The organism is Acinetobacter sp. I-MWF, from assembly GCF_025433935.1.
Taxonomy (GTDB): Bacteria; Pseudomonadota; Gammaproteobacteria; order Pseudomonadales; family Moraxellaceae; genus Acinetobacter; species Acinetobacter guillouiae.
Genome location: NZ_JAMBAR010000001.1, coordinates 902,227 through 925,516, shown reverse-complemented (window position 1 = coordinate 925,516; position 23,290 = coordinate 902,227). Strand labels below are relative to the sequence as shown.

General features: G+C 37.4%; 23 protein-coding genes. 12 read left to right on the top strand and 11 right to left on the bottom strand.

Annotated elements, in window-relative coordinates; translation table 11 throughout:
- Positions 1 to 318 precede the first annotated feature (318 nt).
- The 6 genes from M2R48_RS04405 (at position 319) to M2R48_RS04380 (ending at position 6,202) form a co-directional block, all read left to right on the top strand.
- The gene (locus M2R48_RS04405) at positions 319 to 1,023 is read left to right on the top strand and encodes a nitroreductase (RefSeq protein ID WP_262085209.1); all 705 of its coding nucleotides are present in this window, start codon (positions 319 to 321) and stop codon (positions 1,021 to 1,023) included.
- Positions 1,024 to 1,604: 581 nt separating this feature from the next.
- Positions 1,605 to 2,498: a phosphoribosyltransferase family protein gene (locus M2R48_RS04400; protein ID WP_262085208.1), complete on the top strand. Its 894-nt coding sequence runs from the start codon at positions 1,605 to 1,607 to the stop codon at positions 2,496 to 2,498.
- A gap of 18 nt (positions 2,499 to 2,516) precedes the next feature.
- A complete protein-coding gene (locus M2R48_RS04395; RefSeq protein ID WP_262085207.1) occupies positions 2,517 to 4,013 on the top strand; it encodes a nicotinate phosphoribosyltransferase in 1,497 nt (498 codons plus the stop codon).
- Between the two features lie 164 nt (positions 4,014 to 4,177).
- Positions 4,178 to 4,918 (top strand): NUDIX hydrolase, encoded by a 741-nt coding sequence (locus tag M2R48_RS04390; protein WP_262085206.1) that lies wholly within the window; start codon positions 4,178 to 4,180, stop codon positions 4,916 to 4,918.
- 31 nt (positions 4,919 to 4,949) lie between these two features.
- The gene (locus tag M2R48_RS04385; protein WP_262085205.1) at positions 4,950 to 5,612 is read left to right on the top strand and encodes a DUF2625 domain-containing protein; all 663 of its coding nucleotides are present in this window, start codon (positions 4,950 to 4,952) and stop codon (positions 5,610 to 5,612) included.
- 17 nt (positions 5,613 to 5,629) lie between these two features.
- The gene (locus tag M2R48_RS04380; RefSeq protein ID WP_262085204.1) at positions 5,630 to 6,202 is read left to right on the top strand and encodes a hypothetical protein; all 573 of its coding nucleotides are present in this window, start codon (positions 5,630 to 5,632) and stop codon (positions 6,200 to 6,202) included.
- A 40-nt stretch (positions 6,203 to 6,242) separates the two neighbouring features.
- Here M2R48_RS04380 and M2R48_RS04375 read toward each other — a convergent pair whose 3' ends face one another.
- The gene (locus M2R48_RS04375; RefSeq protein ID WP_262085202.1) at positions 6,243 to 6,872 is read right to left on the bottom strand and encodes a hypothetical protein; all 630 of its coding nucleotides are present in this window, start codon (positions 6,870 to 6,872) and stop codon (positions 6,243 to 6,245) included.
- 106 nt (positions 6,873 to 6,978) lie between these two features.
- Between M2R48_RS04375 and M2R48_RS04370 the strand changes: the two genes are divergently transcribed.
- The 3 genes from M2R48_RS04370 to M2R48_RS04360 all read left to right on the top strand — a co-directional run bounded on the left by M2R48_RS04370 (position 6,979) and on the right by M2R48_RS04360 (position 12,424).
- Positions 6,979 to 7,356 carry a VOC family protein gene (locus M2R48_RS04370; RefSeq protein ID WP_262085201.1) on the top strand — a complete coding sequence of 126 codons (378 nt, stop codon included), beginning with the start codon at positions 6,979 to 6,981 and terminating at the stop codon, positions 7,354 to 7,356.
- Positions 7,357 to 7,564: 208 nt separating this feature from the next.
- Entirely contained in the window at positions 7,565 to 8,818 is a 1,254-nt protein-coding gene (locus M2R48_RS04365) for an exonuclease SbcCD subunit D (RefSeq protein ID WP_262085200.1), read from the top strand.
- 9 nt (positions 8,819 to 8,827) lie between these two features.
- On the top strand, positions 8,828 to 12,424 hold the full coding sequence (locus tag M2R48_RS04360) for an AAA family ATPase (RefSeq protein WP_262085199.1): 3,597 nt from the start codon (positions 8,828 to 8,830) through the stop codon (positions 12,422 to 12,424).
- Between the two features lie 17 nt (positions 12,425 to 12,441).
- On the opposite strand, the gene M2R48_RS04355 is transcribed toward M2R48_RS04360, so the two are convergent.
- From M2R48_RS04355 to M2R48_RS04330, 6 genes are all read right to left on the bottom strand, one after another.
- Positions 12,442 to 12,849 carry a hypothetical protein gene (locus M2R48_RS04355; RefSeq protein WP_262085198.1) on the bottom strand — a complete coding sequence of 136 codons (408 nt, stop codon included), beginning with the start codon at positions 12,847 to 12,849 and terminating at the stop codon, positions 12,442 to 12,444.
- Positions 12,850 to 12,905: 56 nt separating this feature from the next.
- Positions 12,906 to 13,658 (bottom strand): hypothetical protein, encoded by a 753-nt coding sequence (locus M2R48_RS04350; protein WP_262085197.1) that lies wholly within the window; start codon positions 13,656 to 13,658, stop codon positions 12,906 to 12,908.
- Between the two features lie 435 nt (positions 13,659 to 14,093).
- Positions 14,094 to 14,885 (bottom strand): hypothetical protein, encoded by a 792-nt coding sequence (locus tag M2R48_RS04345; RefSeq protein ID WP_262085196.1) that lies wholly within the window; start codon positions 14,883 to 14,885, stop codon positions 14,094 to 14,096.
- 295 nt (positions 14,886 to 15,180) lie between these two features.
- Positions 15,181 to 15,984 (bottom strand): thioesterase family protein, encoded by an 804-nt coding sequence (locus M2R48_RS04340; RefSeq protein ID WP_262085195.1) that lies wholly within the window; start codon positions 15,982 to 15,984, stop codon positions 15,181 to 15,183.
- 146 nt (positions 15,985 to 16,130) lie between these two features.
- Entirely contained in the window at positions 16,131 to 16,964 is an 834-nt protein-coding gene (locus tag M2R48_RS04335; protein ID WP_262085194.1) for an undecaprenyl-diphosphate phosphatase, read from the bottom strand.
- A 122-nt stretch (positions 16,965 to 17,086) separates the two neighbouring features.
- Positions 17,087 to 17,779, bottom strand: a complete 693-nt coding sequence (locus M2R48_RS04330; protein WP_262085193.1) for a YggS family pyridoxal phosphate-dependent enzyme — start codon at positions 17,777 to 17,779, stop codon at positions 17,087 to 17,089.
- Between the two features lie 123 nt (positions 17,780 to 17,902).
- Between M2R48_RS04330 and M2R48_RS04325 the strand changes: the two genes are divergently transcribed.
- Together M2R48_RS04325 and M2R48_RS04320 are read left to right on the top strand one after the other, a co-directional pair.
- Positions 17,903 to 18,940: a type IV pilus twitching motility protein PilT gene (locus M2R48_RS04325; RefSeq protein ID WP_004722735.1), complete on the top strand. Its 1,038-nt coding sequence runs from the start codon at positions 17,903 to 17,905 to the stop codon at positions 18,938 to 18,940.
- Positions 18,941 to 18,965: 25 nt separating this feature from the next.
- Positions 18,966 to 20,084 carry a PilT/PilU family type 4a pilus ATPase gene (locus M2R48_RS04320; protein ID WP_004722736.1) on the top strand — a complete coding sequence of 373 codons (1,119 nt, stop codon included), beginning with the start codon at positions 18,966 to 18,968 and terminating at the stop codon, positions 20,082 to 20,084.
- Between the two features lie 79 nt (positions 20,085 to 20,163).
- Here M2R48_RS04320 and fur read toward each other — a convergent pair whose 3' ends face one another.
- Entirely contained in the window at positions 20,164 to 20,601 is a 438-nt protein-coding gene (gene fur / locus M2R48_RS04315; RefSeq protein WP_004722737.1) for a ferric iron uptake transcriptional regulator, read from the bottom strand.
- 112 nt (positions 20,602 to 20,713) lie between these two features.
- On the opposite strand from fur, the gene M2R48_RS04310 reads away from it, so the two are divergent.
- The gene (locus M2R48_RS04310) at positions 20,714 to 21,112 is read left to right on the top strand and encodes an outer membrane protein assembly factor BamE (protein ID WP_004722739.1); all 399 of its coding nucleotides are present in this window, start codon (positions 20,714 to 20,716) and stop codon (positions 21,110 to 21,112) included.
- Between the two features lie 84 nt (positions 21,113 to 21,196).
- Here the strand turns inward: M2R48_RS04310 and M2R48_RS04305 are convergent, their stop codons facing one another.
- The 3 genes from M2R48_RS04305 to M2R48_RS04295 form a co-directional block, all read right to left on the bottom strand.
- On the bottom strand, positions 21,197 to 21,517 hold the full coding sequence (locus M2R48_RS04305) for an RnfH family protein (protein WP_004722741.1): 321 nt from the start codon (positions 21,515 to 21,517) through the stop codon (positions 21,197 to 21,199).
- Positions 21,518 to 21,533: 16 nt separating this feature from the next.
- Complete coding sequence (locus M2R48_RS04300) at positions 21,534 to 22,616, bottom strand: hypothetical protein (RefSeq protein WP_262085191.1); 1,083 nt, start codon at positions 22,614 to 22,616, stop codon at positions 21,534 to 21,536.
- A gap of 203 nt (positions 22,617 to 22,819) precedes the next feature.
- A complete protein-coding gene (locus M2R48_RS04295) occupies positions 22,820 to 23,275 on the bottom strand; it encodes a bacteriohemerythrin (RefSeq protein WP_004819397.1) in 456 nt (151 codons plus the stop codon).
- Positions 23,276 to 23,290: the final 15 nt, after the last annotated feature.

Sequence of the window (23,290 nt, the reverse complement as noted above, 5' to 3'; positions counted from 1 at the left end):
TTTCTCAAACACCACATAAAAAAAACTTTGCACATATATGCTTGCTATTAAATTATGAAAGCGTTGAAACTAAGTTAAAACCCAAAAGTAACAATTTGTGTATAATTCTTACACCTTTGTAATCTAGCGTAACTCAACCCCTTTATTAAATCAGTTTTATCGAATAATACTTTAATTTCAATTCTTTTTTCAGATTAGTATTTCTATAATCATTATATAATCTAAGGCTTAGCTAAAATTTCAAAAAATGAATATAACGCCTCTACGACTATCGTATATAGTCTATTTGATGAAAAATTAGACCAATAAAGGACTTTTATGCTTTTAGAACAGGTTCAAGTGATAGATCAAGCAATTACAAGCCGTCATTCAGTACGTGCATTTTTGGATAAACCTATCGATTTATCTATTATTAAAGATATTTTAAAAGTTGCCTGTCGTGCGCCATCAGGAGCAAATACCCAACCGTGGAAAGTATATGTCGTCACTGGTAACAAACGGCAAGAAATGATTGACCGTGTATGTGCTGCTCAAATCGAATTATTTACCCGACCAGAACTTGCCGAACAGCATACTGCGAGCTTTTCATACTACCCAACCACTTGGATTTCACCATTTATTGATCGTCGTCGTGAAAATGGTTGGGGGCTGTATGGGCTTTTGGCGATTCAAAAAAGCGAAAAAGAAAAAATGGCGGCACAACATTTAAGAAATTATCAGCTTTTTGATGCACCTGTTGTGCTGTATTTTACTGTAAATAAAATCATGGGAACTGGCGCTAAAATGGATATTTCCATGATGGTGCAAAATGTCATGATTGCAGCCAAAGCTCGCGGTATAGACAGTTGTCCTCAAGCTGCTTGGAATCATTTTCATCGTATTGTCTTAGAGGTACTCAATGCGCCTGATGATGAGGAGTTAGTCTGTGCTGTTGTATTGGGCTATGCCGATCCAGATCATATTGTAAATACATTTATTACCCCGCGTGAACCTATAGAAAACTTTACCGTGTTCTTGGATTAGAGCGACTTTATTTAACTGCCTTCAATAATTTAAATCATTTTAAAATATTTTTATTCGGCTTCTTTCAAAAGCCCTTTTTAAAACTGAGTTCAACATAAAAGTTCCTCATCCTAAACTTCCCTAAAGGTGGAGAAGGAACTTTCAATACCAATATGATTTACTCCACATAAGCATTTTTTGATTTTTAAAAAATCTCTTGTTCTCTATCTGTTGAACAAGAATATTTCAACGACTGAATCATATCCCCTAACTTGTTAAAGTGCATATTTCTTATAGTAAGGACTTTTTATCGTAGCTGTCTTTATATAGCTATCGTCTTTTAGTGATCCCCTGCTTTTTCTTACATAATAAATGTCTAGGGATTTAAACCTGTTAAATCTGGAATGATAGACAGCATTAAAAATCAGCACGCTCTCACACACTAAATATTACAATACAAAACAATTACTTAAATAAAAATCCATTCAAAAAGCATCTAAAACTCAGATTTGTAAACTTTTGTGAAGTAATATTGATAATTAAATAGGCTTTATGACACTATATATGTATTGGCTATAAGCCACTTTATAGGTATAAGCAACATGTCTATCCAAGTCAAAGATTCAAACAACAATATTATCCCTATTCAAAATATTCAGTTTGCGGGTGGTGAACGACATGTTCAAATTTCAGCAGATACGTTAAAAACGTTGAAAGGGCAAATTCAGATTCAAGCCAAAATCAGTAATACGCAAGATTTGATGGATTACTTGTTAATTGAAAATGTATTACTCAATCAAGGTTTAGAAATTGATTTAGAAATCCCCTATTTTCCATACGCACGCCAAGATCGAATCTGTGCGATGGGACAGGCATTCTCATTAGAACTGATGACAAAATTATTAAATATCAATACTGAACAATTTCCACAACAACGTAAATCAATCAAAGTTTGGGATGCACATAGTTGTGTTACTGAAAAGCTTTTAAATGAAAACACCCATTTTTTTGAAATTGAGAATGTTCAACCAAGTGAAATCATTCTGCAAAATTCAAAGTTACAAGACATTTTAATTGCTCAAGACACCGTTTTAATCTGTCCAGATGCAGGTGCAAAACAACGGACTAAAACGATTGCCAAGGTCATCAATAGCTTAAGAGATCACGAAATCGAAATGGTCTACTGTGAAAAAAACCGTGATGCCGTCACAGGAAAAATTCAGAATGCTCAAGTCAATGCAACTGATTTAACGGGCAAAACAGCTGTGATCACAGACGATATTTGTGATGGTGGTGCAACTTTTATTGGTATTGCACAAGAGTTAAAAAAATTAAATTGCCAACATGTGATTTTGTATGTAACTCACGGGATCTTTAGTAAAGGTATGCACGTATTTGAAGGATTGGTTGATCAAATTTTTACTACGACGAGCTTTCCACAAACTGAACATCCAAATCTAAACGTCATTTCATTTAGTCGTTTCAATTCATTTTAATTATTTTGGAGAATAAGAATGAGCTTAAAAATCAATCCACTGAATGCAATTGACTTTTATAAAGCAGATCACAGACGTCAGTATCCTGTTGGCACAGAATATGTTTATGCCAATTTCACGCCACGCTCTTCTCGTTTAGCAAAAATGTTGCCTGATTTCGACGATAAAATCGTGTTCTTTGGCCTACAAGGCTTTATCAAACACTTTTTGATTGAGACTTGGAATGAAGGTTTTTTCCAACAAGATAAGGCAAAAGTGATTGCTAGATATAAACGTAGAATGGATAACGCATTGGGTGACGGCGTAGTACCAGTCGATCATATCGAAGCTTTATATGACTTAGGCTATTTACCAATCCGAATCAAGGCGCTAGAAGAAGGCAGTCGTGTCAATATAAAAGTACCTGTACTCACTATTGTAAATACCCTACCTGAGTTCTTTTGGTTAACCAACTACTTAGAAACAGTACTCAGTGCTGAATTATGGAAAAGTTGTACGACAGCAACGATTGCATTTGAATACAAACGCTTACTGACAGCATATGCGATTAAAACAGGTGCACCTTTAGACTTCGTTGCTGTACAAGGCCATGATTTTAGTAGTCGCGGCATGAGTGGGATTTATGATGCCACACAAAATGGTGTAGGACATTTAACCAGCTTTATCGGTACAGACGCAGTTTCAGCGATTGATTATGCAGAAGAATATTACGATGCAGACGGCATTGTAGGTGTTTCAGTTCCAGCAACCGAACATAGTGTGATGTGTATGGGCAGTGAAGACAACGAAATTGAAACTTTTAGACGTTTAATCACTGAGCTTTATCCATCAGGTGTGGTCAGTATCGTATCGGATACTTGGGATTTTTGGCGAGTGATTACAGAATTTACTGTGGAGCTAAAAGATGAAATTCTAGCTCGTCAGCCAAATGCTTTAGGTTTGGCTAAATTGGTTTTTCGTCCTGACTCTGGTGATCCTGTAAAAATCATTTGCGGTGACCCTGAAGCTGAAATGGGAAGTCCAGCTTATAAAGGCGCTGTGCAATGTTTATGGGAAATCTTTGGCGGAACCGAAACAGATCAAGGCTATAAAGTTTTAAATGAGCGTGTTGGTTTGATTTATGGTGACTCGATTACTTTGGAACGTGCTTTAAATATTGTTCAAGGGCTGGAAGCGAAGGGCTATGCTTCAAATAATCTGGTCTTTGGCATCGGTAGTTATACTTATAACTATTTAACACGTGACACATTTGGTTTTGCAGTTAAAGCCACTTGGGGACAAGTCAACGGTGTTCCACGTGAATTGTTTAAAGATCCGATCACTGATTCTGGTATAAAGAAATCTGCCAAAGGTTTACTTCGTGTAGAAAAAACTGAAGACGGATTTGTGTTATTTGATCAGCAAACCATGGAACAAGAGCAACAAGGTGAGTTAAAAACGGTGTTTGAAAATGGGCAATTGATTCGAGCGTGTCGTTTGAATGAAATTCGGGAGCGATTGGCAAATCAGTTATAACAACCATTTGTAGAAACCTTGCTTTTATAGCAAGGTTTCTACGCTTAGGCTGCGCCATTGTCCATCTCATTCTTGCTAAACATATTTTCTACTTGGCGAATCTCTTCCACCCTGCAATAATCCAACACAATCCGTTACTTTAATAAAATTAAGCGAGCCTTACAGTGACCTTTAACTCTGAACAGGAATTTCTCTCTAACTATAATAAAAAGGATTATGAATCTCCATTACTTACAGTGGATATGGCAATTTTTTCTGTTGATGCGGGTCAACTACAGGTTTTATTGATTAAACGTTCTAATTTCCCACAAAAAGATAAATGGGCACTCCCAGGTGGTTTTGTCGATTTGTCTAAAGATCAAGATTTGATGACAACAGCACATCGTAAATTGGTTGAAAAAACTGGACTTCAATCACCGCATTTGGAACAAGTTGCAACGGTTGGCAATGCAACACGTGATCCTCGTGGATGGGCTGTAACAGCTTTATATTTTGCCCTGATTGATTTCAAAGCATTCCAACAGATTGCCACTGAACAAAATGAATATAGCGAGTGGGTTTCAATTGCTAAGGCAAAAAAATTAGACTTGGCTTTTGATCATTTACAGCTTTTAGATATGGCTGTTGACCGTTTAAGCAGTAAGGCACGTTATACTGCCTTACCCGTCAGTTTGATGCCTCAACTGTTTACTTTGACTGAGCTACAGCAGATTTATGAAATTATTTTAGGGCAAAGCCTAGAAAAGAAATCATTTAGACGGCGTATGATTGAAGCTGGTGCAGTTGAGGAAACAAACCAAACTAAAATTGCGGGCAAACGTCCTGCTCAATTGTATAAGTTTGCACTACAAAGTTATGATTTCCATTTTCCTCGAATTTTAGAGTACCCGAGGGAAACCACTTAAGCGCTTTGTATTATTTGGATAACAGCAAACAATGAAAACTTTAGAACAATTAATCAATATTGAAGATTCAGGCTGGATATTGGTACAAGAATGGATGACTCAAGCCACCAACCATATTGAAGTTTTACCCAAGAACAAATTAAGAGCTGAACAAGAGTTACTGAACATTCAAGTCACAACACGTTCACCTATGGGTTCAATTATTTATGAAACAGGTGGAATACTGATTGATCATGGATGGTTGAGAATTTTAGCTTCAGGACATCCAAAATTAGATCGTGGTATTACTGAATGGAATCATCATAAAACGTTTCATCAATCTGATCAGGAGCTAACCTATCTACTGATTGCTGATGATGTTTTAGGGGGTTACTTTGCTATCAATAATGGAAAATTAGGTGAAGCAATTGGAAAGATTTACTATTTTGCCCCAGATACATTGGTATGGGAAAATCTTGATGTGAGCTATTCAGAATTTTTGACTTGGGCATTCAATGGAGATATTGCTCAGTTTTATAAAGTATTCCGTTGGCAAAACTGGCAGACAGATCTTCAAAGTCTCAATGGCAACCAAGTCTTTAGTTTTATGCCCATGTTATTTACCAAAGAAGGTAAGGATATCGAACAAGTGGATAAAAAAATTATTCCTATTTCTGAGAGTTATGATTTTCATTTTGCACCGACTTTAAAATAACTGAGAGCAGCAAATCTGTGAGCAATCATCTAAAGTTAATCCGAGCTTTTCCTAAAGCTCTATTAGATGATGTTTTAGTAATATCAAAATACTTAGAAAGTAAAAAAATAAAAATTCATGAAAGCGCTCAATGCGAAGTGTTGATTCATCACGAACATATCGTTGTACCATCAAAGATCTATATAACTCAGTTACAATGTATTGAGTTTCATAATTTTTCTTTAACACAACGTCAAATTCTATGGTGTATTCTTACTCGCCATCACAATGGTTTTGTTCGGCAAAGAGCGCTCGAAAGACTCCTTAAAACTGACCTTACAAGTTTTATGATCCCTTTCATTTTTCAGTTATTGGGTGAATATGTTCAAGAAATTTTAGAGCCCATTGAACCGATTCTAGATGCAAATAATCAAGGACTTTTTGCAGCATTTATGCTGCAAAATCCCAAATATGACCAAACGACTCAAAGTAGAATTGTCAGCTATTGGAATGAGTATTATCGAATTAAATATCCAAATTTTAACGATTTTATTGGTTATAAAATTTTAAATAAGCTTAAAAGTTTTGTCTTAACTTATCGACATCACTAAATCACTTCACATCGACTTCTAACTACCGTTTCGATTTCATTTATTGATTTCCAAAAATAACGACATAAGTCCCTATTTGTGTTTTTTCCTCTAAACAACAAACCAGTTTTTCTAAAAAACTCATCACTTTGCTATCGTTAAAATGCAGATCTTTAATTTTTAAGATAATGTCTTGTATGGCATTTTGATCAAAATAGTTATCTGAACAAGGATCAAAACTACACTCAAATTCATTTCTCAGTGGGCTAAACAATGGAAATAAAGATCTAAATATTTTAATGACATAAGCAAAATCATCTTGCGGAATAAAATAAGTTCTATTGCGTTTATTTTGTATGCTCTCTAAGTTTTCATCTTCTGCCCAAATAAAGAAACCCACTTTATCAACATATTTTGGATTTTCATCTATGCTTAATTTGATTGTTCGCTGATTAAATTCATTAATTTTTTGAATGATTTTTTCAAGATTGTGATGATATCTCGGATCATCATAATATTCTTGTGCAAGCTCCGCCTCACAATCTGTTGCTGCACAAATTTTTTCAATATTCTGCTGATGATAAACTTGTATGCAATGTGCTAGCTCATCATATTGTTTTAATAAAGCGCAAGCATCTGCGATTGAAATGGTAATTTTTGCGCGTAATTCATGTAATTTTTCTTTATCCATAACACATCACTTTTAATTGCCTCATTCTTTCATTTTCAATATTTATACATCACAACTTTGCAAACTCTATTATCTTAATCAAAACATTTAAAATTGGACAATAACAATGAACGCACTAAGCTACTTTGAAATTCAGTCTTCAAACCCTGAACGTGAAGTTAAATTTTATCATGAAGTTTTCGGTTGGAAATTTAGCAAAATTGAAGGTCTACCCATTCAATATTTTCAAATTGAAACAGCCAACATACATGGTGGCTTATTGGAGCGTCCAGCTCAAACACCACCTACCCATTGCGGAACCAATGCCTTTACCTGTTCCTTTGAAGTTGAAGATTTTGATACAACTGCTGAAAAAATTTTAGCTTTAGGTGGACAAGTAGCAATGGAGAAATTTGCTATTCCCAATAAATGTTGGCAAGGTTATTTTTTAGATGCAGATCATAATACCTTTGGATTAGTCCAAGTTGATCCCAATGCAAAATAAGCTTGATTGATTAAAAATCTAAATGAATGTTTGAGAAAACCAGTCTATTTTCGGCTGCATGAAACAGTTGAGATTAAAAGATAGCGGATATTTTTTAAGAATTTTTATAAAAAATACAGATCATATTAAGTGATTAAGGCCTTACAGCTGATTTAAGCATTCAATTTGTGCTACCTTAATTTTAAATTCTGTAAGGCTTATCCAACTAATGACTGTACGCTTTCTTCATACTTCAGACTGGCATCTGGGACAATTCTTCTATAACCATTCTCGCCAGTATGAACATGAGCAATTTTTAGCGTGGTTATTAGCTCAAATCAAAGAAAAGCAACCCCATGCCCTATTAATTGCAGGCGATATATTCGATGTCATCAATCCTGCATCTGCTGCGCAAAAACAGCTCTATCAATTCCTAGCCAATGCACATCAGCTAGCTCCACATATGCAAACCTTAATGATTGCAGGTAATCATGATTCAGGTTATCGCATTGAACAAGTTGAGCCCCTGCTTGAAAAATATCACGCTAAAACAGTCGGTGTGATTCATAAAAACGAGCTTGGTCAAATTGATTTAGATCGTTTACTGATTCCAATTTATGATGAACAAAAAAATATTATTGCTTGGTGTCTAAGTTTACCATTTCTGCGCCCAGCCGAAATCACTGGCTTTAATGAACAAACCAATAACAGTCAAAATGCCATTGCCTATTTACATCAACAGGTGATTTCTGAAGCACGAAAAAGAAAGACAGATAATCAAGCACTCATTCTAATGTCACATGCCCATATGCAAGGTGGAGAAACCTCTGATTCTGAACGGCCTATTATCATTGGCAATGAGGAAGCACTTTCTACCACATTGTTTGAAGATAGCATTGATTATGTTGCACTCGGGCATTTACATAAACCGCAAAAAGTTGGTCAGGAACATATCCGTTATAGTGGTTCACCTATTCCCTTATCCTTTAGTGAAATCAACTATAAACACCAAATTGTCGATGTTAATATTGACCCGCTTAAAACAGATGAGTCACGGGTTTCATTTGAAAGTATATTTATTCCCCGTAGTGTACAACTGCATAAAATTAAAGGGGAATTGAATGAAGTTTTAGCCAAATTAAAGGCCTTAGCAAGCGGTGAAATTGAAAATATTGATCAGCGTGAATATGTCGATATTGAATACCACACCGATGTTCCACCTCCGCCCAATTTGCGTCAACAATTTGAAGATGCCTTACCCAAAAGCCGTTACCGCTTAGTTCGCATATCAAGACAATACTTCGCATCAGAAAAAAATAGCGATGAAATTACTTCAATCAATTTAGAACCACCGACACCAGAAAAACTCTTTCAACAACTTTGGGAAAAAAATGGCTATGCCAATGATGATGCGGTCTTGAAAGATTTTTTAAGCTTATTACAAGAAGCCGAAAAAACGCTTGAAAATGAACATGACGCATAGGAGTTTGCCGTGAAAATTTTATCTATACGACTCAAAAATCTCGCATCTCTTTCTGGTGAACATTTTATAGATTTTGAATCTGAACCTTTAGCTTCAGCAGGTTTAGTGGCGATTGTTGGAAAAACAGGGGCAGGAAAATCAACTATTTTGGATGCCATGTGCCTTGCTCTGTTTAATAAAATCCCACGTTTAAAAGACAGTGATGGTAAATTACAGGATGTTGATGGCTCTGAACTTTTAACCAACTCACCACTGACTGTACTACGCCGCGTGACCGCACACGGCTTTGCTGAATTATGTTTTGTGGCACAAGACCAAAAGCATTATTTGGCACGCTGGGAACTTAAACGTTCCCGTGAAAAAGCAGATGGAAAACTACAAAGTGTCCAACGCTATTTAAAATGCTTAACCGATGGGACAGTAGTAGCAGATAAAGCCAAAGCCGTTGAATCAGCGATTTATAAAATTACCCAACTGAGTTTTGAGCAATTTACCCGTGCAGTTCTTTTGGCACAATCCGAAGTCACAGCCTTTTTAAAAGCACGTGACAATGAACGTGGTGAATTACTTGAGTATTTAACCAATTCATCCATTTTTGGAAAAGTCGGCCAATTGGCCTATGAAAAAACCAAATTGGTGGCATCAAAACGTAAGGAATTAGAAAATCTTCTCGGCCATATTGAACTTCTCTCTGAGGAAGATGCCGCTGAATTACACATACAATTCCAACACATCAATCAAGACTATAAAAAACTTGAAGATGAAAAATCGCAACTTGAAAAACATCAGCAATGGTTTGAGCGTAAACAAAAACTGAATGATGAAATTGTCGTTAAGCAACAGTTGCTTGATACACAATTACAAACGCAACAAGGCTTAATCCCTGAGCGTGAACGTTTAAATCGTTTAGAAATATTCTCAGAGATCCGCTCTAGTATATTTCAAAAGCAACAACTGATAAAAACAGAACAGCAACTCGCACCACAAATTCAAAAACAACAACAGCTTTTTGATGCATTACAGGTTCAATTTGACACTGAACAGACCCGTTTTATCCAAACTGAAAGTGCTTTAACTGTTCAGCAGAATTTTGAAAACACCCATCGTGAGTCTTTGAGTGAAGTACGGAAATGTATTCAGGAACGGGATTTTATTGGAGTCGAATTTAAGAAAATTCAGACCAGATTAAATGATTTAGAATCGTCTAAAACCCCATTACTCAATCAACAACAACAACTTGAACATCATATTCAGCAGATTACAGAAAAACGAAATATTTTAGATCAGCAACTTGCAGACACTCAGCAGTTCTCAAGTTTAGATAAAGGTTTAACTGCACATGTGCAACAGTTAACTCAATTTATTCAGCACTATCAATCTATTGAAAATCAATTAGGAAATGTATCTCAGGCTGAAACGAGGTTAATTGAGCAAAAAACACAATTACAAGACTCAATTCATCAATTTGGAACTGCGGAGCAACTTGAAACTCAGCTTGAACAAACGCGCCAACAACGTGAATTTAAACTGAGCCAACTCAACCAATTGGCGACGTTACAACAAAAATTAGCCCAGTTTTTTGAATTAAAGATTGAATCTCAGCAGCTTAATGACCGATTGAAACGTTGCTCAGTGCAATTTCAACAACTTGAAAAAACCACAATACAGACTGAACAAGATTTCCAAACGGCGAAACAAGCCCGTTTAAAACTGCAAGAGATTTTACAACAGCAACGCTTATTACATGCTGAAAATGTAGAACATTTAAGAGCTGAATTAGTAGATGGTCAAGCTTGTGTTGTTTGTGGAAGCACAACTCATCCCTATCACCGTGATGATTCTGCTGTATCTAAAGTACTGTTTGAACTACAACAGCAACAGGAACAACAAGCCACGCTCAAAGAACAAGAAACCTTTAACCTTTGGCAAGCGGCTCAACAAAACTTGACCAAATTGAGTGTCGAACAGCAACAGCTTAAGACCACTCTTCAAAATGTGACTGAAAAAATAACCGTCATACAACAGCTGTGTATTGAACAAGGTCAATCAGCCCAAATCGCGCTGAACTTAACTCAGACACAATCTGAAATTAAGCAACAATTGGAGCAACTTACCCAGCAATATCAGTTTGATATTCAACAATTGGAAGCACAATCTAAGCAATGGATTCAAAGCATCAAAATTCAGCAACAATTAAGTCAAGGCATTCAACACACTGAACATCTATTGCAAAATGCCAATAACCTACACAATCAAGTGCAGCATATTGTCCGTTGCTTAGCTGATCGTGAAAAAAATGCATGGCAACAGTACAGTATCACCACAGCACAACATATCTTGAGCCAATTAAATACGCGTACACAACAGCTTGAACAGCTTGAGTTATTGTCGAAACAGCATGATCAATATCTACAGCAACTCAATACAGCTCAACTCAATATAGCGAATGCAACCAAACAAATTTCTGAAACTGCCCATAGCTTGAACGAGATAAAACTGAAAGGGCAACAAAACACAGAATTGGCAAATCAACTCATTCAAAATATGACAGGATTAACCGAAGTTAAACCGAATGAATGGTTAACGCAGTATGACCATGACTACCAGAAAATTCAGACACTTTACCAACAACAGAAGCAAAGCTTTAATCAATTACGTAATCAATTTGAGCAAGAAAAAAGTCAGCTCGAACAACTCACAGCCCAGCAACAACACAATCAGAATAACCTCAATCTAGTGAATCAGGATATTCAGCAATGGCTCACTCAACATCCAGCTTTTCAGCCTGATGATTTTGAGCACTTGGCTCAAATCACGGCGGTACAAGAACAACAGATTCGCCAACAACTGCAACACGCTGAACGAATGTTAAATGAGGCCAACTCAGCACTTAACACCATACAAGAGCAATTAATCGAACATAAGCTCCATCAACCCGATATTGATTTTGAACAGCTACAACAATTGATTTTGGATAATGTGAATGCTTTAAAAACCCAATTTGAAATCCGCGATCAGTTAAAACTCAAACTTGAATTGCATCAGCAAAATGTTGCTAAGCAAAAGCAATTTGCTGATCAGATTCAACAAGTACAACAGGAAGAACATCGCTGGGGCAAAATTTCAGGCTTAATGGGAGATGCAACTGGTAAGAAATTCCGTGATTATGCACAACAGTATAATCTGGATATTTTACTCGAACACGCCAACCAACAATTGGCGATGTTGTCTCAACGTTATACCTTAAAGCGGTTAGATAACTCACTTAGTCTTGCCATCATTGACCATGATATGGACGGTGAAACCCGTTCTGTTGCCTCACTTTCAGGGGGTGAGTCATTCTTGACTGCCCTTGCCTTGTCTTTGGCAATTGCCAATATGGCATCAGGTTCGATGAAAATTGAATCTCTCTTTATCGATGAAGGTTTTGGAACATTGGATGCATCTTCTTTACATATGGTCATGAATGCATTAGATCAATTGCAGAATCAAGGGCGTAAAGTTGTATTGATTTCACATATACAGGAAATGCATGAACGTATTCCTGTGCAAATTCAGGTACGTCCTTTAGGGGCGGGTGCAAGTATGATTGAAGTGGTGAGTTAGTGTTTAACTCACACTTCTTAATTTAAATTTTTATCGTATTCTGCTTGTATCTTATCGCAATAAGGTTTCATTGCAGTCACTGAATTTTTAAAACCATTCAAAGCTTCATCAAATGTACGCTGATCTTCAGCAAACTCTTGATCGAATTGCTCTTTATACTTTTGATTATTCAACAGCATTTTAACGATTTGCTGTTGATGAACACATCTCCTATGTGCGCTCATTATATTATCATCTTGAGCCGTATTCGCAATTGGATCCATGAGAGATGCAACAAGGGATTCAAAAACCTCCTTAAACGCTTGATAAGTCTTTTGCTCTGAAACAATCGCTTTGTTCAGCTCAGGATTTGCACTTGTATTTTCATGAATTAAAGATGTAACCAATAAACATAGAATCGATAGTAAATATTTAATATTTTTCATTATTCTTCCAAACAATTAAAAAAGAAGTGCTTATAAGCACTTCTTTACTTTATTCTTTATCGATCTGCGGGAAATGCATTTGGTGGAGGTGCATATTTATTCACAGGTTTAGCCTCATCTTCTGGTGCTTCCAACTCATATAAAACCGTACCAATTACACCAGCATTCTGAATGGAACCATTCTCTGAGTTCGCAGCATACGCATCTTTAGGCTTACTAAAAGTAAAGGAAGCAACAGCAGATTCACTCTTACGGAAACCTTCAATTTTCAAAGAATCATGTGCATGTAAGACATAACCAGAATTACTTCGAGACGCCTCACTACCATCAATAACATCTACACCATCAACACTGGCAACCACTTCAAAAGTTTTCGCTGTGTTATTTTCATACTGAAGTTGATAGCTTTGCCCTTCACGCCCTGACAAATAATAGCTTTGTCCAACACGATACATGGGAATTCGGTTTCCACGATCATCTACAACAGAAAAACTCACTTTTCCTGCAGCAATAGAAATTGAATTGACCGTTTTACCTTTGTAGTTCTTATCTGCATATTGCACGATTGTTTCAGTAAGAGGTGAATCAGATTTACGCTTTAACTGCACCTCAGTCACATGGGAATCAATTTCATCGCCCCACTTTGTGCCTAACTTTTCATCAGCTGCAACTTGATTGTTGGCTGCTTCAGCAGCATCTGCACTGGTCGCTTCGGTTTGGGATTGTGATGCGCTTTCATCTGATTTTTTCGAACATGCAGCTAGAAAAATACACAACAAAAGGCAGAGAAATATATTTATATTTTTCATTATAAAACCTATTTTAAAGTTTATAAGTAACGTTAAGGGGGGCTGTTGACACTTCTTCTATGTCTGCGACAACGAGTGTTTTTTAGGCGATACTAGGCACGAAATACGAAATTTAGCCACTCTAAATGAGTAGTTCGTAACAACGTAGTGGCAAAAAACACTCTAGTCCCAAAGGGTTGTGGCTAAAATTATCTCAGTCTGCGTTATGAAACTTGAAAATAGTCTTGTTATTCTCTTCTTTTCATGCCTTGCCTGCTCAATTTTAGCCTACAACGCAAACTATTTATGAAGTGTCAGCAGCCCCCTATTATCAAAGTCATAATATCGTAGCTGTTTTGACTGCGCTATTTTTAAATTATTGCAATTGTGTAACATTATAACATCTCAAAAAATGAGAGGGATAATGTGATCCCTCTCACTTCTTAATATTTTTAATTAATCCGCAGGAAAGGCATTTGGTGCAGGCGCATAAGTATCCTTAGATTTTTTGGGTAGATCGTATTTAGGGGCTTTTAACTCATACACCACTGTACCAATCACACCAGTATTTTGAATAGAACCACTGGCAGAGTTAGCAGCATAGGCATCATTTGGTTTACTAAAAATAAATGAAGCTACAGATGAATTACTCTTTCTAAAACCTTCAATCGCAAATGAGCTATATGGTCTTAACACATAACCACTATTTGAACGTGATGCTTTACTTCCATTTAAAACATCTAGGCCATCGACACTTGCAACAACTTCAAAGGTTTGGCTACTGGTATTGGCATAACGCAATTGATAGCTTTGTCCATCACGGGCAGAAAGATAATAACGCTCGCCATCGCGATATAGCGGTAAAATTCGCCCACGATCATCCACAACAGAAAAGCTAACTTTTCCAGCAGCTAAAGAAATGCTATTAATACTGCGTCCTGAAAATTGCTTACTGGCATAACGAATTTGAGTTTCATCAATAGGGCTACTACTCAAACGTTTTAAATCAACTTGAGTCACATATGAACTTACGTCATCTCCCCATTTCGTCCCCAAACGCTCTTCTGACTTTACTCGATTTTGGTTGGAAATAGGCGCTGGTGCAGCTTTAGCTGTTGCTGAGCTAGGTGATGGTGCAGATTCGATTTCTTGTGAAGTAGCATCCTGCGTTGAAGAATATTTTGCAGTACTACAAGCGCTGATTAAAGCACAAAGACATAACCATAATAATAGCTTGGATTTATACATATTCTATTTCCAGTTTTTAAATCTTATTCAAATCAGTATAGTCAAATTGACGATCATATTACATCTAGAATTGTTGAGTATATTTTAAAAAAGTAAACCGAATAGTTTGCCTTAAAGTAAATTCCAAATGCTTAAACGGATACTCATCAGCTTCATTTTACCTGCACATAGAATTGTTTTTTATAGTGATTTATCTTAGCCAATGTAAAAAATATACTTATTTCTTAAAAGAATAAATATCAACACAAATCAAAAACTGTATGTAGAAATACAGTTTTTGATTTCATACTAGCAACTACTCAGCGTGTACAGGTCTTAGAGTTAAAATCTGTTCACTACGTCCGAATGGTCCATAAATATCATGTAAGACGGAACTGGTTAAACCAATACCATCTTCACCATACTGTTGTACGGTTTCTAAACCTAACCATTGACCTTGGGGCAAACGATATAAATGAATTTGTAAATCTAAGTTTGGAAAGCCCCAATTAAAAGGAGGTGTTTGTCTCGCCACGACACCATTTGCAGTATCGACCATTCCCATTAACTTCACAAATGACGATGTCGGTTGACCTTCAACCATATCCAAAGTATTGCTAAGCCATACAATACCTGCTCCCTGTCGACGTTGCTCAGTCCTTGCTTCAATCGAATGAATATATCCACCAGGCCACTGACGTATTTCATGCCAAATCGGTAACTGTTCAGGCGTTCCAATAGATTGATCCTCTAAACCTGCAACACTTTGACTATTGCTGGTCATCATGCGCCAAGTTCTCGCCACAATACTTATTTTACCTTGTGTGACCATTTCGGATTCAATCAGTTCAATGGTCTTGCCAGCTCGAATTACTTTTGTCCGAATATAAAATTCGCCACCCGCAATTAATCCAAGAATATCTAAACTTATTCGACCAATTCGAACATCATTTCGAGGTGAAAACTGCTCTAATTCAGCACAAATAACCCCTGTCGCTGGTGCCATATGTTGCTCATGCGCATTCCAAGCCCCTTGAGCATGATGTGTCGATTGATAATGTGCAGTCACTACACCCTGTTTATCGATTTGACGCTGAATCAATTGATAATATGCAGACATAAACTTCCCTATCACTCTTAAAAATCATTCGCTATACATATAATCCCGCATTATTTTTGTACTCGACTTAAACAAAGAAGTCTAATACTAATAGGAAAAATGACCCATAGCGTTCAATATTTTCATACTGGATTGAACGCTTAGATTTAACCAATGAGTAAAACGACACCAGAGAAAATCAGACAATAAATACCAAAGAAATGCCAACGACCATGTTCAAGCCAACTCGATAGCCATTTTAAAGCAACAAGACCTGCAATAAAGCTAAACAGCATCCCAAACATACTGGGTAAAAGCAGTTGAGCTAAATGGATATTTTGAAAATTCTCGGCATGTAGCAATCGATAAAGCTCTTTTACAATCACCGCTGGGGTTAACACCACTGCCAAGGCAAAACTAAACTCTTCCGCTTTTTGGCGAGCAACACCTAAAAATAATCCTGTTGAAATTGTTGCACCTGAACGTGAAAAACCACGAAACGGCAAGCATAAAGCCTGAACAGCGCCAATCCATGCCGCACTTTTCATCGTCACATCACCAACCTGTCCACGATCTAATCGAGAGGATAAAATAATCAATACACCAGCAGAAGCTAAAGCAGCAGCCATTAATTTTGAGTTGCTAAACAATTGCTCAATTTCAAAGTGGCTTGCCCCAGCAAAAAAAACATGTTTGATCATCGATTGCAGTGCCAATCCGAGTACGCCCGTGATGCCTGTTGCAACAATCACAAACCATGCTTGTTTTTTAAAGCGATCCCATGACGAAAAATAGGTTGTGCGCCAAGACTTCCAAAAATACACAATGACCGCAAACATGGTTCCTGTATGTAGCATCACCAATAAAAACGTCATATCAGCCGCTGATGGGTCAAAACCCATCAATTTTTCAGCCACAATTACATGTGCTGAACTGGATACAGGCAGCAGTTCTGCAAACCCTTGTATGATGGCAAGAATAAGCACATGAAAAATAGTCATCAACAATCTCAATGGATTAGAATTATTGATGTCTTATACGTTTACAGCATTAAATCTAAATTAAAATAAACTTAAACCCAGCGAAAATTAACTCAGCCTTCGCGCCGATTTCGCTATAACCTTTAACGCTGATTTGAATAATCTCGCGCACCAAACAAAGCTGTCCCAATACGTACCATGGTTGACCCTGCGGCAATGGCTTCCACCATATCTCCAGACATCCCCATGCTTAACGTATCCCAATCTTCAGCATGCGCATGATGAACTTTAACCTGATCAAACAATTGCTTTGCATCACTAAATGCTTGCGGATGATCAGGTGCAGGAATCACCATTAAACCACGTAACTTTAAATTCTTTAATTGACTGATTTGTTTCACCAGATCTGCAACTTCATCCGGCTGACAACCGTCTTTACTGTCTTGTGCATCAATATTGACTTGCAAGCAAATATTTAATGGCGCTTGAGTCGCTTCTCGTTGATTTGAGAGACGCTCTGCAATGATAAAACGATCAACACCATGCACCCACGCAAATTTTTCAGCAAGATGCTTGGTTTTATTGCGCTGCACATGACCAATAAAATGCCATTCGATCTCTAAATCTTTTAAATCTTCAATTTTTTCGAGCGCTTCTTGTAAATAATTCTCGCCAAAAGCACGCTGCCCCGTAGCATACATTTCTTTTAATAACGTACTTGGATGTGTTTTGGAAACTGCCAACAACTGTACCTGACTCACATCTCGATTTGCAGCCAAACAGGCCTGCTGAATTTGCGCGAGTACATGATTTCGGGCTTGATTTAGATCATTCATTGACAAGGTTCTCATTTCATAAAAATTTCAGCTTCCAAGCAATGAAATTGTTGGTTATGCTGAGTGAAAGGCCTTATTATTCTACAAAATAATTAAGCAAATAGGTTTTTATTCGGGGACATTATGGATATTACAGAATTATTGGCGTTTTCCGTCAAAAACGGTGCATCTGACTTACACCTTTCAGCAGGTATGCCACCGATGATTCGTGTCGATGGTGAGGTCCGTCGTATCAATTTACCAGCACTGGAACATAAAGAAGTTCACAGACTGGTTTATGACATCATGAATGATAAGCAACGTCGTGATTTTGAAGAACAATTAGAAACTGACTTCTCATTTGAAGTTCCAGGTATAGCCCGTTTCCGTGTCAATGCATTCAACCAAAACCGTGGTGCGGGTGCTGTATTTCGTACCATTCCTTCCAAAGTATTGACCATGGAGGATTTAGGTTTAGGACAAATCTTTAAAGATCTTTGTGAATTACCCCGTGGTTTAATCCTTGTAACAGGTCCAACAGGTTCTGGTAAATCAACCACATTGGCCTCTATGATTGACTTTATTAACGACAGTCGCTATGACCATATTTTAACGGTCGAAGATCCAATCGAATTTGTACACCAATCTAAAAAGTGTCTCATCAACCAACGTGAAGTGCATCGTGATACACATGGCTTTAATGAAGCGCTACGTTCTGCGTTACGTGAAGACCCTGACATTATCTTAGTTGGTGAGATGCGTGACCTTGAAACCATTCGCCTTGCTTTAACAGCAGCAGAAACAGGTCACTTGGTTTTCGGCACACTACACACCACATCAGCGGCAAAAACCATTGACCGTGTGATTGACGTATTCCCTGCTGAAGAAAAAGACATGGTCCGTGCCATGTTATCAGAATCATTACAAGCGGTTATTTCACAAACCCTACTGAAAAAGAATGGTGGCGGACGAGTTGCAGCACATGAAATCATGATCGGTATTCCTGCAATTCGTAACTTGATTCGTGAAAACAAAGTTGCACAGATGTATTCAGCAATTCAAACCGGTGCAAACTATGGTATGACCACATTGGATCAGAGTTTAAAAACACTGGTCGCTAAAGGTGTTATTAGTCCTCAAGTTGCAAGAAATGTAGCAAAACAACCAGAATCATTCTTATAAAATGGATTATTGAGGTTTAAAAAAGATGGACTTTAATGACTTGCTCAACATGATGATTGAGCAAAAAGCATCAGACTTATTTATTACCGCTGATGTTGAACCATCAATGAAAATTAATGGTCAAATTGTTCCTGTGGTAAAAACCAAGTTAAACGGCGAAATTATTATGCAATTGCTTAACTCTATTATGAGTGAAAAGCAGCGTAAAGAATTTGCTGAGACGCGTGAATGTAACTTTGCCATTACCAATCGTGATAAAACTGCGCGTTTCCGTGTCAGCGCTTTTCAACAACGTGATATGCCTGGAATGGTTTTGCGTCGTATTGAAACTCAAATTCCGACCATGGATGAGCTTAAATTACCACCTATCCTTAAAGATCTCGCAATGACCAAACGTGGGATCATTATCTTTGTTGGTGCAACAGGGACAGGTAAATCAACTTCGCTTGCATCCATCATTGGTTATCGTAATCAAAATTCTAAAGGTCATATCATCACCATTGAAGACCCAATTGAATTTGTACACGAACATGCAGGATGTATTATTACTCAACGTGAAGTCGGAATTGATACAGATTCTTTTGAAATTGCGCTTAAGAATACTTTGCGTCAAGCACCAGATGTGATCTTAATTGGTGAGATCCGCTCTCGTGAAACCATGGACTATGCCATCGCTTTTGCTGAAACAGGTCACTTAGTCTTTGCCACACTGCATGCCAACAACGCCAACCAAGCAATTGACCGGATTATTCACTTCTTTGAGTCTGACCGTCATAGCCAGTTGTTTATGGATCTATCACTTAACCTCAAAGCCATGGTTGCACAGCAATTGATTCCAACACCAGACGGTAATTCTCGTCGTGCTGCAATTGAAATTCTTATTAACTCACCCTTAGTTTCAGACTTAATCCGTAAAGGTGATGTACATGAAATTAAGGATTTGATGAAGCGCTCTCGTGAATTGGGTATGCAGACGTTTGACCAAGCTTTATTTGACCTCTATAAAGCAGGACAAATTACCTATAAAGACGCACTTAAACATGCCGACTCTCCGAATGATTTACGTCTACAAATCAAATTGGATGAAGAAGGTGGTGCACAGCTACTCAATTCAAATAGCAAACTCACCTTTGATGGACAGTAGTTCAAAAGTAAAAAATAAGCTGATATAAAAAGAGGGGGCTTGGTTAAGCCCCCTCTTCATTTGTTGTATTTATGTGATTCTAGCGCTTACGATAAGCTTCCTGACATGCAGGTTCATCACAATAACCGTACAGATTCAAAGAATGTCCAGTCAATTGAAAGCCGTGTTTCTCAGCTACCGAATGTTGCTCATGCTCGATGGTTTCATTAGTAAATTCAACGACTTTGTTACAATTTTGACAAACCAAATGATCATGATGATCTTCTTGCATAATTTCAAAAACAGAATGATTGTTTTCGAAATGATGGCGCTGGATAATTCCAGCAGCTTCAAATTGTGTTAACACACGATATACGGTCGCTAGACCGACATCTTCACCTTGTTCGAGTAATGTTTTATAAATGTCTTCCGCGCTCAAGTGGTGTTGTCTTGAATTTTCTAATAATTCCAAAATCTTGATTCGTGGTAGGGTAACTTTAAGTCCAGCTTTGCGTAAATCTTGATTTGAAATAGGCATATAAAAAGGTCTCTCAACAAATTTTAAGTTGGAATATGCAACAGAGTTGAGATGCAGTATGATCTATCCTTGGATCAATTGCATCATAATTAATTTGGGATAGTGTAGCAAAATGCAAAAAATCATGCTGACGTTATTCGTCGCTTCTTTACTTGGTGGTTGTTCTGTATTTGGAGTATACAAAGTCGATATTCCTCAGGGAACACCGTTAACCCAAGCTCAAGCTTCAAAAATTCAAGTCGGTATGACCTACCAACAAGTACAATTCTTGTTGGGTAGCCCAACAGTCTCAGATCCATTGAATCCAGGACGATGGGATTACATTTACAACTATATCCCAGGAACTTACGCGAAAAAAGCGAAGATTCCCGCAGCACATGGCCAACATTTAAAGGTTTATTTTGATCAATCAGGTGTCGTAAACAAAATTGAAGGTTTAGAAACCATTCCTGAGTCTCAACCTGGTTTACCTGCTTCTAAAGAAGCAATATTGAATGCGCCCCCACTATAGACACTTTGCGATAAAAAGAAACCCCTCAATGAGGGGTTTTTCATATGCATTCAATTGTTTAAAGCGATTATTGTAAATAACGCCTTATTTAAATAACAATTGTTGATAGCGATTGCCACGGCAGTAACGTCCGACAGGATTTGCTTTTGCACGATTGCGACGGATATCTTTTGGATTAATCGTTAAAGCTCTATAAATTTCAACACGATCACCTGCTTGTAGCAAATGCGATTGTGCTTTTATTTTCACTCCGAAAATACCAAAACTAAAATTTTCAGGCAATTCTACTTGTTGCGCCAATCCACTTTGCGCAATTGCATCGGCAATCGTCATGCCTTGAGAAAATTGTAACTCAATGTGAAATTGTTGCTTTTCGGCAGCATATGCCACCCAAATCTTTGCCACGAGAATCACCTGACCCTTAAATTAACTGTCCAATATAGGATACCAATGCCAACACAATACTCAAAGGTAAAACAATTCGTACCGCAATACGCCAAATATTATAAAACGCTTCTGAGCTAAAATTGATTGCTTTACGCAGATGGCTGATTTTCATAATCCAACCCACAAAGATTGAATAAATCAAGCAAATGACCAAGCCCCAAATCATCAGCAATGGATTAAACAGCACTGCAATGTTAGGAATTGCCCAAATGAACAATGCCACCAACAACACCACAAATTGAATAAGTATTGCGACTTGGCGTTGAGCTAACTGTTCTTTGCCTAGTTGTAATAATAACGCGGCTGAAATGACAGCAGTAAATAATAAAGTATAGGCAGGGATTTGTGCTGAAGCTGCAAAAAAACCAAAGGCAATCACAGCAACCAATTGCGCAATCCAAATCGGGAAAGCTGTTTTAGATGCCTCATTATTCTGTTGAACATTCAACAAGCTGGTTTGCCAATACAAGCCTAAACCGAGACCTGTGGCTACAAGGGCTAAAATCGTTGCATTGCCCCACTCTTTAAACTCTACAGGAGTAACATGCCAAGCGGATAAGTGTGTACCGAAAACCTGTGCAAGGATTAAAGAAAGCAGCACGCCTAGCGTGATCAAGCCCACTAAAATTTGACGAGGTGCAAAAGACAAAGCAAAAGCCACTACAGCGGCACCTGCAAATAACAAATGACCTTCTATCGGTAAATTCGCAATCTGCACAGTACTTTGACTAATATTGAATAAAATCCCGCCCGCTAAGAATGGAATAAAGATAACAGCCAGCCAACCCACAATACGCCACGATTGAGATGCGTCAGCATCACGAGTTAAGCTAGACAAGGCATTGAGTGCAGTTGTTTTAGAACGCTTTGCTAAAGCAACTTCTAAATAAGTAATCGGCAATGCCAACACCAGCATTGACACTAACCACAATATCCAAAAATCAATTTGTCGATCAATTTGAATACCCAGACTTGGAGCTAAGCCTGCGATAATTATAAATGATAAACAAAATGCCATGAGCGGCGATAACCATCGTGACATAGAATAATCCTGCATGAGGTGTTTCGTAAAAAGTTCTGCTATTTTGCCTTTGTCGATGCTGAAAATCAAAGCTTAAAAGAAAAAAGCAAATCACCCCTCGATGATTTGCTGCGCTAGATATTGTTATAATCTTTGTTATTTCTTTTTATCCCCTCTGAATTTTTTTAGTTAGAGAGCTGGTGATTCCCATAATTTCACAATCATAAAATGCCTGTAAATTATGAAAAAAATCTTGCAAACCAATTTTTGCCTTTTTTCTTCTCGTTTTCTTTAATGATCCCCATCATATTTAATTTTACAGCCCCCACATAATCTGCATCATCATGTTGAATATGATTAATTAACCATTTAGACAACACCTCATGCAATTCTTTTTCTATAGAATGCCCTTCTTCAAAACTGGTACGATAACTTTCGATACGTTTAATAAATAAGTCATGTACACGTTTATGAGGAACACGGTATTTATAACCCGCTTCTTCTTGTAAGCTTTCTTCAAAGGTAAAATGAGATTGTGTATAGTCAATAATATTATCAAGAATTTGCTTAATACGAGCGCGATCCGTTGCCATACCGATTTCATCAATTTCATTGATGTAATCCAAAATCCGTTTATGTTGATCGTCGATCACATCGATACCCGTATTATATTCTGGAATCCATCTCATCTTCATACGATCACCTTAAAA

Excerpts from the sequence above, each read along its gene's own strand:
- M2R48_RS04335 (WP_262085194.1), bottom strand. The coding sequence starts at position 16,964 with ATGACTATTTTTCATGTGCTTATTCTTGCCATCATACAAGGGTTTGCA.
- M2R48_RS04345 (WP_262085196.1), bottom strand. The coding sequence starts at position 14,885 with ATGTATAAATCCAAGCTATTATTATGGTTATGTCTTTGTGCTTTAATC.
- M2R48_RS04320 (WP_004722736.1), top strand. The coding sequence starts at position 18,966 with ATGGACTTTAATGACTTGCTCAACATGATGATTGAGCAAAAAGCATCA.
- M2R48_RS04325 (WP_004722735.1), top strand. The coding sequence starts at position 17,903 with ATGGATATTACAGAATTATTGGCGTTTTCCGTCAAAAACGGTGCATCT.
- M2R48_RS04340 (WP_262085195.1), bottom strand. The coding sequence starts at position 15,984 with ATGTCTGCATATTATCAATTGATTCAGCGTCAAATCGATAAACAGGGT.
- M2R48_RS04375 (WP_262085202.1), bottom strand. The coding sequence starts at position 6,872 with ATGGATAAAGAAAAATTACATGAATTACGCGCAAAAATTACCATTTCA.
- M2R48_RS04300 (WP_262085191.1), bottom strand. The coding sequence starts at position 22,616 with ATGCAGGATTATTCTATGTCACGATGGTTATCGCCGCTCATGGCATTT.
- M2R48_RS04330 (WP_262085193.1), bottom strand. The coding sequence starts at position 17,779 with ATGAATGATCTAAATCAAGCCCGAAATCATGTACTCGCGCAAATTCAG.
- fur (WP_004722737.1), bottom strand. The coding sequence starts at position 20,601 with ATGCCTATTTCAAATCAAGATTTACGCAAAGCTGGACTTAAAGTTACC.
- M2R48_RS04370 (WP_262085201.1), top strand. The coding sequence starts at position 6,979 with ATGAACGCACTAAGCTACTTTGAAATTCAGTCTTCAAACCCTGAACGT.
- M2R48_RS04405 (WP_262085209.1), top strand. The coding sequence starts at position 319 with ATGCTTTTAGAACAGGTTCAAGTGATAGATCAAGCAATTACAAGCCGT.
- M2R48_RS04385 (WP_262085205.1), top strand. The coding sequence starts at position 4,950 with ATGAAAACTTTAGAACAATTAATCAATATTGAAGATTCAGGCTGGATA.
- M2R48_RS04295 (WP_004819397.1), bottom strand. The coding sequence starts at position 23,275 with ATGAAGATGAGATGGATTCCAGAATATAATACGGGTATCGATGTGATC.
- M2R48_RS04310 (WP_004722739.1), top strand. The coding sequence starts at position 20,714 with ATGCAAAAAATCATGCTGACGTTATTCGTCGCTTCTTTACTTGGTGGT.
- M2R48_RS04365 (WP_262085200.1), top strand. The coding sequence starts at position 7,565 with ATGACTGTACGCTTTCTTCATACTTCAGACTGGCATCTGGGACAATTC.
- M2R48_RS04395 (WP_262085207.1), top strand. The coding sequence starts at position 2,517 with ATGAGCTTAAAAATCAATCCACTGAATGCAATTGACTTTTATAAAGCA.
- M2R48_RS04350 (WP_262085197.1), bottom strand. The coding sequence starts at position 13,658 with ATGAAAAATATAAATATATTTCTCTGCCTTTTGTTGTGTATTTTTCTA.
- M2R48_RS04355 (WP_262085198.1), bottom strand. The coding sequence starts at position 12,849 with ATGAAAAATATTAAATATTTACTATCGATTCTATGTTTATTGGTTACA.
- M2R48_RS04400 (WP_262085208.1), top strand. The coding sequence starts at position 1,605 with ATGTCTATCCAAGTCAAAGATTCAAACAACAATATTATCCCTATTCAA.